This is a genomic window from Paenibacillus sp. UASWS1643 (genome assembly GCF_008693195.1).
Lineage (GTDB): Bacteria > Bacillota > Bacilli > Paenibacillales > Paenibacillaceae > Paenibacillus > Paenibacillus amylolyticus_B.
Genome location: NZ_VXKZ01000115.1, coordinates 410411 through 423279 on the forward strand (window position 1 = coordinate 410411; position 12869 = coordinate 423279).

Genomic DNA, 12869 nt, shown 5'->3' on the forward strand with positions numbered 1-12869 from the left:
ATTTTTCAATAAAATGTATACATTCACATTTTAATTTCTTTCAACCTGGGAGACTGCTCACTTAACGACATTTTGATATTCATTTGACGACGAACTAACAGATCCAACATCAATCGATCTCTAAATAATTCAAGCTCCATCTTTCGTTTCGCTCCTGATGGGTATTTAGAGCAACCTACGCTTGGTGTTAAACGACAGGATTAAGAGTAACTTCTACATGATGAATCTTTCCGTCAGAGAAGTGAGGGAGAAGATTTCCGATTATACGATTGCCGTCCACCTTTATCTCCGGTTTTCCTTTGGATAGCTTCATTGGATTCTTGATGGTGATCTCATAACGTGTGCCGCGGAATTCCCTGTACACCTGGGCCTGCTCCCAATCAGCAGGGAAACATGGATCAATTCGGAGACCATCATAATCCCGCTTGATCCCCATAATCCCCTCCAAAAGCGATATGAGTCCCCAAGCCGAGGTTCCTGTTGTCCATGATTGATAGGATTTTCCATAATATTTGGGGTGGATCGAATAACAATTCGTGAAGACATATGGCTCTGCTCCGGATTCTGTAGATGGATTCGCTTCACTGTCTGGAATGATTTTCAGTAGTGTACGTATCGCTTCTGCTCCTCTGCCTGCCTTGCAATCGGCCATAATCTTGAAACCAGTTGCATGACAGTAAACGCCGCCGTTCTCGAATAGCCCCGGTAGCATGCCGGACATTCGGCCAACATGCGGGGAATATTCCATATATGGAGGCATATTGATCGGGAAACCAAAATCATGCTCCATGCTGTCCATGGATTCCAGCACTTTGGGCAACTTCTCTTCATCCGGAATATCTGCAAGAACAGCCCACGATTGAGCGTTAATATAGATTTTACTTCCTGTGCTATCTTTGGAGCCGATATTCTCTTCTTTACTAAGGGCACGCATATACCAGCTTCCGTCCCAAGCCACATTGTTAATCGCACTACGAAGGATATTGTACTGATCATCCAGATATCCTGCATAATCAGCGTCTCCCAGTCGCCGGATCAATGTTGAGAGCTCTTTCAGGGCATAACAGAATTGCTCAGACAACATAACAGATTCCGCATCGGGATCAGTTGTAATATTCAAAGCATCATTCCAATCCGCGAAGAAAATGCGTACCAGACCATGTTTTCCTTTGTCCTCTATTAACCGGTTGACTGCAGCCTTTACATGTTCCAGCATCGTTGCTGAACCTCCGTCCTGATATCCAATTTCCATATCCAGAAGAGAATAATCTCCAGTCTCCTTAATCAACTCACATACAGACCAGATAATCCAGAAGGGCTGGTCTGAATAACGGGTAGCGTCATATGGATACCATGTTAGTACGGCATGCCCAGCCTTAAACTGATGCCGCAAGCATTCAATGATCTCCTCCTTGGCCCTCTCCTGCCTGTAGTTAAGCAGTCCAACTGCAATCTGAAGGTTGTCCCTTACCCCCTTCTTGCCAACAATACAGAAGTCCACCTGTTTTTTAACCCATTCATTCATAATCACGTTCAGCTTCTCATCAGGTGTGTTAATTTGGAGACTCGCGTATTTGCTCATCTGGAATTCCTGTGTTTCAAGTAATGCTCGTGTTATACGATCACCTGTGCTATAGTCCACGACGGTTTGAACAGCCTCTTCGAGTGATTCGCTGACTCCCAGCACATAATACAGTTCTTTCTCTTCACCGGGTGCCAGTAACAGCTTGTTCTGCAAAACGCCACCAAGATTAGCAAGCGTAGTCAGAGAATTCGCACAATCTCTACCCTTAACCACAACATCAGGCCGCTGGAACAATGGCGCCGGCATAGAATCCAATCGGGTATACGTCCCCAGTTCCCCCAGAAACGTTCCAAGATTGCCATCAAAGGCGTGGACAGTTTCAGAACATGCGATATAACCGTTATATCTATTGTGTGGTGCGAAGGGATGTTTGGACTCACAATAAATTCCATTCAATTGCTCATTGAAAAAGGTTTCACAACTTCTGTACATTTCGTAATACCGTGGGTATTTAAAGCCTTCCAATTCAAAGCTCACGGCAGAAAATACGCTGATTCGCTTCATTACATCCGTATTATTTTTCACTTTAACCATCCAAACCTCGTTGTAGCCTTCATGGGGAACAAAAAGCTTCCAGGAAGCATGGACACCGTTCTTTTGGGACTGGAGGATGGAATATCCGATATTATGTTCGCATGAGAAATCCTCAACTTCTTCGTTTAGTGGGCCTTCCCCAATGTTCCAGAATACATTGGCATCATCATCACGTAGGTACAAATACTTTGCATCCTGATTATTGATCATACACATATCAGCTTTTGAATTGATATAGTAGCTTCGGCCATGCCCGATTTGGGAAACTTGTGTGCAATACCCTTGTTCACTCCACAAGTAGTTGTACCAATGTCTTGGAGTGCGTGGCGTATTGATGATGCAGGAATTACCATCTTCAGTAAAACGGTGTATTTTATTTACTTTCATGTTATCACTCCTAATTAAAACTATTGTACAGGGATCTCAATTGATTCGAGATTCAGTCCGTCAATCTCAACCATCATTGTTGACATACCAACTTCATAGCTAGCACGAACAATAGCAAGCAATCTCCCTTGATACGAAGTAAATTCGCCTTTCGTATAGTTCTCTGTGGTTTGCGGCCTGCCCGTCCCAAAAGCTGCCAATGTTGCCGCACCAGACAACTTTGCTGTTGCTTTTAGTTCAGCTGTTGGTACCAATGTCCCTTCTGCATCAACGATCTCTACAACTGCATAGATTAAAGATTGTCCATTTGCAACAAGCTCTTTCTTGTCGGTAACAATCCTAATACCTTCGGGTTTTCCCGCGGTGATGAGGATATCAGATGAAATGCGCTTGCCATCTATATAACTCACCGCTTCCAAAGTACCTGGTTCATATATAAGTTCAAAACTGGCTGTGTACCTGTTCGTCTTACCCGCAGAATTTCTGCCGAGACTCTTTCCGTTAAGAATCAGTTCCACTTCTTCAGCTCTGGAGTAAATATCTACCTGTATAGGAAGCTTCTCTGAACCCGTCCAACTCCAATGATGCTCACATTCTGGCCAACCCCATCTGCTCAGAATCTCCAGCTTCCCGAAGTTTCCCGGATTTCTAACAGCTATGAAGGTCTCATCGGAACCCCAAACAATTTTTCGGTAGAATAGCTGAGGACGTGCAAACCCACAGAGATCAAAATCTGAACAATTGGCCAAACGCCATGGGTAAGGAGAATTGCCAATACTGTTATGAGTATTACGGGTTTCATCCCGATGGACATATTTCACTTTCCCGAGTCCTGCTTCGCCAATGTAATCATGGCTCGTCCATACGAAATCACCAATTACATGGGAAAACCGTTCTACATCATGCCAGTACTTATCACACTGAGGTGGCATGCTTTCGGTGCCGCAGATCACCCGGTCTGGATAGTGCTCGATAGCATTCGCATAATGATAGTTCATGTAATTATATCCCACGACATCTAAAGGTGCGGCGAACGCTTCTGAATACTCAGGCCAGATTTTCATACCAAAATCAGTATCATAATTTGGGGTGAAACCTTCGCCATCTTCGAGAAGTAAAGACATTTCCTCATAAAAAGTAGCAGTATCTGCATCATCAAGACCGTTAAAAAAAGAACATATGGAATTCGTAACCAACCTAGTAGGATCAAGTTCACGCACTCTTGCCGCCAATTGCGCTGCCAGACGGTAACCATCTGACATCCCTCCGCGTTCAAGCACCTCATTGCCTGTTGCCCACATGATGATACTCGGATGGTTCCGGTCACGTAGCATAAATGTTTCCAGATCGTTCATCCAATTTTCTACAAAGTACAGACTATAATCTTGAGCGTTTTTCTCCATCGTCCAAACATCGAACGCTTCATTAATAACCAACAGCCCTAAACGGTCACAAACGTCTAGTAAATTTCTTGACATCGGATTATGGGCAAAACGAATAGCATTATATCCATTATCTTTGTGTAGCTTCATTTTGCGGAATTCACTGTCCCTAAACGAAGCTGCACCTAAAATGCCATTGTCATGATGGACGCAACCACCTTTAAGCTTAAGTGAACGTCCATTTAACATAAATCCGTTAAGCGGGTCAACAGATATCGTTCTTATCCCGAATTGAGTGCTATCATGATCCAGAACTGACTTATTGTCGGTCAACTCTGCTGTGATTCTATACAAATTAGGAGAATCGATATCCCAAAGATCTGCATGTTCAACTGCAACCCGTACCCTACCGACAACCTTCTCTCCAGCAGGCACATGTACTTTCACACGTCCGGTTCCCGCTTTGATTCCGGAGACTTCTCTCATCATATTGACATTCAACCAAACATCGGCGGGAGCCGAAGTAGAATTTTCAACTGTCGTTTCAACAAAAACAAATGCAGTTCCGTTTACAATATGTGAGTTATGGGCAAAAATGCCCCACGGAACGATATGCACCTTCTGAGCTACAAGCAAGTCGACATGACGGTAAAGCCCGGAGCCTGAATACCAGCGTGCATTTGGTTGTGCGCCGTTATTGACAGTAACCATAAGATTATTAGGCCTGCCCGGCTTCAAATAAGGCGTAAGATCGGCGTGAAACGGAGAATAGCCGTAATGATGTTTCGTAACCACATGCCCGTTCAATTTAACCGTCGCGTTCATGTAAACACCGTCAAATTCAACCAGAACCCTTTTATCAGCGTATTCTTCGGGAATATCAAGAATCTTTGTGTAAGTTCCAATTCCCCCATCGTAATAACCCGTTAATGAACCTCCCGGCGCCTCTGGCTTTGTATCTATCTCAATCATGAAATCATGCGGTAAATTCAATAATCTACCTGGCTGGGCGGAGCCAGGTACTCTCGATGGGATACCATGGCTAAACTCCCAAGCCCGGTCGATATTTTCTCTAATCATTTTCTCACCCCTATAGCTCTGTAATTGTTACCTGTGATGAGAACACTTTACGTTCAACAATAAGTTTCTCGCCTATAATTGCAAATACACCTTTTAAACGGATATCTTGGGAGGACGCACCTATATACATTTCCATCTTACCTGGCTCAACAATCTGATCCATATTTAAATCATGAAATGCCAGCTGTTTCATACTTACCTTAAATTGAACTATTTTTGTTTCATTAACATCCAGGGTAACCCGTGCAAATCCAACCAACTGCTTCACAGGTCTTGCAACACTGCTCACTTGATCCCTAATATAAACTTGGACTACTTCTTCACCTGCAACTTGTCCGGTGTTTTTTAACTTAAATGCGATGCTGAGGTCACCGTCTGCCTGAACCGAGGCATTCTGTACCAATTCGCTGTATTCAAATTGGGTATAGCTTAATCCATGTCCAAATGGGTAGAGCGGGGTGTTTTGGTTAGTTTTGATATATTCAGCATATTCATTGATGTCAACATAGAGTGGTAGCCTACTGCTATACATAGGAATCTGGCCAGATTCTTTTACTATGGTTACCGGCAATTTTCCACTAGGATTGATCTTGCCTGTAAGGATATTTACAATAGCTTTTGCCCCAAACTGAGCCGGAAGCCATGAATAAAGGACCGCTTTACTCTGTTGGCTCACATAAGGTGTTGATAGCGGTCGCCCATCAACCACAATAGAAATAACAGGTTTATTCAGCTTAAATATTTCTTCCATCAAGTCTAACTGGGGCTTCTCAAGACCTATATTGATGTTATCTTTGTTTTCACCACAGGTAGCTTCAGGATCGATCATGCTTTCTTTGCCGCCTAACACTGCGATGACAATATCCGCCTGTTGGACAGCAGCTTTTACTGTTTCTATTCCCCCATCTATTGCTTTGAATATATCGCAACCTTTGGCGTGTAACACACGATCTTTCCCGAACTCTTCTTCCAGAACATCCTTCACAGATTTACAATCTGGATAAAACATTTGAACAAACTCTTCATTCGTTCTATAGACTCTGTTCGATGAATCATCAGAATTCAAATTCTGTCTGATCATATTTAAAATAATGGATTTTTGTTCAGGAGTAGGTTTTTCATCAAATTCGATACCCATCGATTTTAATGATTCTTTATTATCCGTAATGGTTCCGGTGTATAGCATTCTCAGAAAGCTATCTTCTTCAGATTTATCAAAATCACTGCTTTTTGTGCTAGCCGATCCAACGGATGAATAGCCTCCAAAGAAGTTTGTTTTGGTATCCGAGTTTGGACCAATCAGAGCAATTTTCAGCTTCTTGTTAAGTGGCAGGATACCATCCTCATTTTTTACTAATACCATAGATTTTTCTGCAATTTCCAATGATAATTCTTCATTCTCAACCTTTTTGATTTCATAAAAGAAGTCGCCGGCTTCATAAGGATTCTCGAATAGTCCCAATGTGAATTTCGTTTCAAGAACTCTTCTTAATGAAACATCAATATGCGCTTCTTCAAGTTCACCTGACTCAACTGCTTCTACCAAGTGCTGATAACATTGATTTCCAGGTTGCTCCACATCCATTCCAGCTTTGAATGCTAGTATACCTGCCCCTTTCGCATCTTCAGCCACTCTATACCGTAGAAAAGCATGAGTAATGCTACCGTAGTCTGCTACGACCAATCCCTGAAAACCCAGCTTGTTTCTTAGAACATCAGTGAGTAGCCATTTGGAAGTAGACACAGCCTGGTCATTAAGCATGCCGTAACTGTTCATTACCGCTTTTATTTTTGCTTCATGAATGGCAGCTTCAAAGGGGAAACAATAACTATCTAGCAATCTTCGCTCAGATATTTGCTGTTCGCCGCCTCCTCTTCCACCTTCTGCATTTCCATAACCAACAAAATGCTTCGCTGTAGCCATAATTTCATGATCACCCTGTATCCCTTTGACAAAAGATACACCCATTTGAGCAACTAAATAGGGATCTTCACCATAGGTTTCACCAACTCGTCCAAATCTCGGATCTCTGGCCAAGTCAAATAGTGGGGAATGCACTGCTCTAAACCCAAAAGAGATGAGTTGTTTTTTGACGACTTCGCCCATTTTTTGTGCTAAAGTCGGTTCCCAAGTCGAAGCAAGGTTAAGTGACTGGGGGAATGTAGTAGCGCTAGGGATCTGCGCACCAGCTATGCCTTCACTATGGAACAATCCAGGAATGCCCAATCTGGTTTCCTCGACAAGATATTTTTGTATCCCATTTATAGTCTCTCTATCTTTCTTCAGGTCACCTGTAAAAGAATCATTCAGATAACTTACGGTACCAATTCCATCCTTCAATTTATGCATTCTGCTATCATAAACAGATTCTCCTCCATAAGAATTTGCACAATATAACTGAGCTACTTTCTCCTTTAAAGTCATTCGTTTAATCAGATCCTCAGTTCTCTCATGAATAGACTTGCTGGCATCTTTATAGATCATGTCTTACCTCCAAGTATTATTGATTTCAAAAAGAAATCCAGTCTAGTTTAAGTTTACGTTGGCCGTGAAGCGGCTCTACTCTTAAAACGACTTTGCGTTCTTCATGTGCCGACTTTAGGAGTGATGAAATACGGATCATTAAAAGCGTTTATTCAGATAGGCTGTAAAAGCTCAAACAATGCTTCCTTCACATCAAATGAACTCGATCCGATATATACCTTGAATTCGCCAGGTTCAGCTCCATGCTTCAAATCCAAATTCCAGTACGCCAAATCTTCAATTGTGATACTAAAGCAGATATCTTTCGATTCACCTGGTGCTAACTTTACTTTTTTAAATCCTTTAAGCTCCTTTACAGGGCGGACAACACTTCCATAAATATCCTGAATGTACATCTGGACGGTTTCTTCTCCCGCTAGCCCTCCTGTATTGGTAACCGTTACACTGGCAAATATCTTTCCCGAATCCGTCATCAGGGTTTGAGATAATCGAATATCCGAGATCTCAAAAGTCGTATAGCTTAGGCCGTAACCGAACGGGTATAACGGATTATTGGAGCCATCGATATATCTGGAAAAGAACTTTTCCTCTTTATTACTTTCCGTTACGGGTCTCCCTGTTTTAAAGTGATTGTAGTATACCGGTAGTTGTCCGATATGTACGGGGAAACTCATTGTCAGTTTTCCGGATGGATTATATTCACCGAAGAGCACATCTGTGATGGCATGTCCAGCTTGCGACCCCAAGAACCATGTTTCTAATATGGCATCAACATGTGACTCAAACCAATCGAGGACCAGAGGCCGTCCATTCGTCAGGACCAGTACAGTTGGCTTGCCCACACGAACGATAGTCTCCGCAAGCTCCTGCTGGACCTTCGGCAGCGTAATGTCCATACGGGACGCAGCTTCGCCAGACATTTCGCTGCTCTCTCCGAGTGCCAGAATAACAATATCCGCTTGTTTTGCCGCTGTAACAGCTCGCTCTACTCCCCCGTCCAATGATTCTTCAACCTTACAACCTGCTTCCATCAGAATGTGGGTGTTCGGAACTCCCTTCTCTTCCAGAGCTTCTCTTAATGTAACGGTCTCCTTCGAATACCGGGACCACTGCCAGGGGCCAAGCATATCCTTGCTATCACCGAATGGCCCGATCACCGCAATTTTTTTTGCCTTGTCTTCAATGGGAAGAACACCGTTATTCTTTAATAGAACAATGGACTTCTGGGCCAACTTCCGGCTTGCTTCCAGATGTGCCGGATGAAAATGATATTCTTTTTCTTTCTCGGGACGAATATAACGGTATGGATCGTCCATAATACCGATCTTATATTTAAATGTAAGAATTCGACGTACTGCTTCATTTATTTGTTCAATGTTTACGATTCTTTGCTCAATTAATTCGTTTAGATGATCATATGAACGAGTCACCATTTCGATATCCATCGTGGCATCCAGTGCTTTTTTTGCTGCTTCTTTACTGTCTTTCGCATTTCCATGAGCGACAATTTCATCAATGGAGCCGTAATCGGAGATCAATATTCCGTTAAATCCCAACTCTTTTCGAAGGAGTTCATTAAGAATATATTGGTTACCCGCAACCGGAACTCCCTGATAAGTGTTAAAGGAATTCATAACCGACCCTGCACCAGCATTAATGCCTGCTTGAAATGGTGGCAGATATACATTGCGTAGCGTTCCTTCAGATATATCTACTGTGTTGTAATCCCGACCGGCTTCAGCAGCACCGTATGCGACAAAATGCTTCAAGCAAGCTATAATTGTCTCTGAATCGAACAGGCTATTCCCTTGAAGACCTTCCACTTGAGCTTTTGCGATTAAACTTCCCAAATAAGGATCTTCTCCTGCCCCCTCAACAACACGTCCCCAGCGTGGGTCTCTTGTAATATCGACCATCGGCCCGTGGTTATAGGTTATTCCTGTAGCGCTTGCTTCCTTTGCGGCAATTACACTGGCTTCCCGGATCGCTGTCATGTCCCAACTACATGACCAGGCGAGTGGTACCGGAAATATAGTCTGAAATCCGTGAATTACATCAAAGTTAAATAACAGTGGGATACCGTGCGGAGATTGTTCTACCGCAATTTTCTGCAATTCGAACACACGATTGCTGTTAACAGCCGACAATACTGAGCCTGCTCTTCCTTCGGAAACAAGCTTTTCTGGCGACTCAGAATCAATATCAGATCCCAGAGAAAGATTGGTAGACATGCACTGGCTCATTTGACCAATCTTATCAGTAACGGACATCTTCTTTAGTAACGTGTCAACCTCATGACGGATCTCATTATCACTCCGTTGTTTTACATTTTGTTTCCTGTAATTAGAGAGTTTAGAAATGAGCAAATCTTCAAGGGATGGTCCAGTTCCTTCTGCCCCTATAACAAAGAACTCTTCCTGATAGGGAATCTTGATTCTTCCTTGGAACTCCTTGCCCTCAAAAGTCAAATCAAATTCAAAACCCTCTCCTGGTACAAATTGAGACGTACCCCTTGCCTGCAATAGGTTACCATCGATTTTCACATTATTAATATCAACTGGAAATGGAAAGGGCTCAAGAATAACAGATAAGGTGAAATTCTCCTCTTTTCCAATAATGAACTGCATTTTTATGGTCGTATGAACGGTCTCATATAAGAAATGCCAAGTGCCAATCATAATGTTCAACTCACTTTCAATAAAATACAATTGTAAGATCCTCGCCCTTTTTCTGAAGGAGATAACATAGTTATATAGAAGGAAGCTTAAATTATTTGCTAGAAAGAGCGCAGTACACATACTGCGCTCTCGTAGACTGAATCATCATCAGTAAAAAAATTCATTTCGTTGGAAAGAAGATATTTCTATTTCTTCTTCGTGAGAAAAGCATCAACTTGTGTCTGTGCCTCTTCTTTGACCTTTTCCAGACCAGCACTACTTAAGTTTTTATTCAGTTCATCAAATGCTTTGTCTACATCCTTAACTGCACCGATGTAAATCGGGTTGGCATACTGTGTGGATGCATTGGCCAAGTTTGCAATCTGTGTTTTCACGTTCTCAGTGTTGAAGTTAAATCCATTAAGTGCGTAGTCTGAGGTATTGTATTCGTCCTGTTTCTCCCAGAAGTCAATATAAGTCTTCGGCCAAGTACTCATTGGCTTAAACAAAGCTTTATTTACGAACCAGAAGCCTGCGGAATCAGGAGGATAGGTGTTTGTTTCAGCTGTCAGCCCTTCCGGCAAACCGACTTTATCATCCTTGACCACATAGTTCTTACCTTCTATTCCGAAATAAGTTAAATACACATATGAAGGGTCTTCCATAATAAGGTCAAATGCCTGCATTACACGTTCTGGATTTTTGGAATTTGCTGCAATGGAGATCCCAGCCCCAATGTGATTGCCCATCGGGACTTTCCCGTTTGGCATCAACGATGGAATGATGTAAGTTTCAATTCCTTTTGCTTCAGCAGCTTCAATAGTCGCTGCAATATCAATGCTGTTGCCAAACGCTACCGCAGATTTGCCTTCAACAAAATTATCTTTGGAGCGAATTTTATTGGCATAGGGATTTTTGTTGACATAACCTTTGTCATACCAGTCCTTCATGATATTAGCCGCATATTTCTGGGCACTTAAGTAAGGCTCTTCAACCATGCTATAAATTTTTCCAGACGACGGATCTGTGAAATCAAAAGCCGCCCCCTGAGACAAAGGTCCACCCCCAAGTGAGCCGCCCGTAAAGCCCACTTTCTCTCGCATCAAATGTTGATATGGTGTTGGCAGATCTACCTGTGAGTCAAGATTTAAGCCAACCATATTTGGATGATTTTTCTTCACAGCCTCCAGATACGAGCCGATCTCAGAAAGGTGTTTCACCTCAGTAAGCCCTGCTTCCGCCATAATATCTTTACGGAGCACAGATACAAAAACATTACTGTCTGGAGTTGTTTTCGGAATCATATATATTTTATCGTTAATCTTGGCTTCTTCCCAAGCAGCGGAATCCATAGCAGCCGATTTTTTCGGCATATATTTTGCTATATCCTCTGGTTTCAGCTCATAAAAGGCTCCTTTATTCGATTGTTCAACATAATAATTCCAGTCTGCTGAGAAGATAAAGTCCAAATCTTCGCCCGTTGCCAACAACAATGGGTACTTGGATTGCACATCTCCCCAACTGATATAATTCAACTCAATCGTAGCATTAATGTCCTTTTTAAGTTTCTTATTCAACGTTTCAAGTACCTCAGGCATTCCCTTTGGCGCCTCACCTAGCAGATAACCTTTAAGAACAACTTCTTTTTGCCCTGTTGGATCTTCATTGCTAGTAGAGCTTGCATTGTCTTCATTGCCTTTTGAACAGGCAGACAATAGCAGTGTGAGAGATAGCATCATAACTAGAATGACCTTCATATTTCTCTTGAAATTCTTCATTTTTCTTCCCCCTTATTTAAATATTTTTATATAAATCCTGAATAAAAAGGATTCATATCAAGCCTAGCACTCTAATAACATTTAGCCTTTAACAGCACCAATGGTGATCCCTTTAACAAAATACTGTTGAAGGAATGGAAAGAGAATCACAACCGGCCCTGTAGCAATAACGGTCATAGCAAGCTTGAATGTTTCCTTCGGCATTTCAAGAGAGGATACATGCTGAGCCAGGGCAGCTGACATATTCATTGAAGACAACATCTTATAGAGCATATACTGCAGGGGTACATACTCCTGTTTGTCAGTGAACATCATAGGTGTCCACCAGTCATTCCAGTAGGCTAAAATAGTGAACAGGCCGATTGAAGCAAGTGCTGGTTTGCAGAGCGGCAGAACCATTTGCCAGAAGATTCGAAAGTCTCCTGCTCCGTCAATTTTCGCTGATTCCACCAGCGGCTCAGGCACCGAGCCTTTAATAAAGCTTCGGAGGATCAATACGTACATCACGTTGAACATAGGAAGCAGTATCAACACTGCAAGCGTGTTCTTCAGATGCAAGTAACTGGTAACCCAGATGAAAAAGGGAGCTAATCCTCCACTAAATAATGTGGTGAAGAACAGGAAAAACGCCAGTTTGTTCCGATACTTCACTTCTTTACGGTACATCACATAGGCTGCCATCGTGGAGATCAGCAGTGATAGAACGGTTCCAACCACTGCAACAATTATTGATACTCGATAAGCGGAGAGGATTTCAGCAGGATTGCGGAAGATAAAGGCATATGCATCCAATGAAAAGCCCCGAGGAATAAAGGAATAGCCTTTTGCTAAAACTTGACCTTCATCCGAGATGGAACCTGAGATAAGGACGATAAACGGAAGCAAACATAAGATGGCGACAATTGCTACAACAGTATAAGAAAATGCTTGGAAAATAGGAGCTGAATTTAATTTATTTTTATTCACGAAATTTCCTCCTTT

6 protein-coding genes are annotated in these 12869 nt (G+C 42.4%); all 6 read right to left on the reverse strand.

What is annotated here, in order from left to right:
- Positions 1 to 187 precede the first annotated feature (187 nt).
- The 6 genes from FE296_RS26450 to FE296_RS26475 all read right to left on the reverse strand — a co-directional run bounded on the left by FE296_RS26450 (position 188) and on the right by FE296_RS26475 (position 12854).
- Positions 188 to 2506: a GH36-type glycosyl hydrolase domain-containing protein gene (locus FE296_RS26450; protein ID WP_150366929.1), complete on the reverse strand. Its 2319-nt coding sequence runs from the start codon at positions 2504 to 2506 to the stop codon at positions 188 to 190.
- Positions 2507 to 2526: 20 nt separating this feature from the next.
- Complete coding sequence (locus tag FE296_RS26455) at positions 2527 to 4968, reverse strand: glycoside hydrolase family 2 TIM barrel-domain containing protein (RefSeq protein ID WP_150366931.1); 2442 nt, start codon at positions 4966 to 4968, stop codon at positions 2527 to 2529.
- A 10-nt stretch (positions 4969 to 4978) separates the two neighbouring features.
- Positions 4979 to 7453, reverse strand: coding sequence for a glycoside hydrolase family 3 N-terminal domain-containing protein (locus tag FE296_RS26460; protein ID WP_150366933.1), 2475 nt, complete (start codon positions 7451 to 7453; stop codon positions 4979 to 4981).
- A 152-nt stretch (positions 7454 to 7605) separates the two neighbouring features.
- A complete protein-coding gene (locus FE296_RS26465) occupies positions 7606 to 10161 on the reverse strand; it encodes a glycoside hydrolase family 3 N-terminal domain-containing protein (RefSeq protein ID WP_223869037.1) in 2556 nt (851 codons plus the stop codon).
- 155 nt (positions 10162 to 10316) lie between these two features.
- Entirely contained in the window at positions 10317 to 11888 is a 1572-nt protein-coding gene (locus FE296_RS26470; RefSeq protein ID WP_150366935.1) for an ABC transporter substrate-binding protein, read from the reverse strand.
- An 81-nt stretch (positions 11889 to 11969) separates the two neighbouring features.
- Positions 11970 to 12854, reverse strand: coding sequence for a carbohydrate ABC transporter permease (locus FE296_RS26475; protein WP_124115089.1), 885 nt, complete (start codon positions 12852 to 12854; stop codon positions 11970 to 11972).
- Between the last annotated feature and the right edge of the window lie 15 nt (positions 12855 to 12869).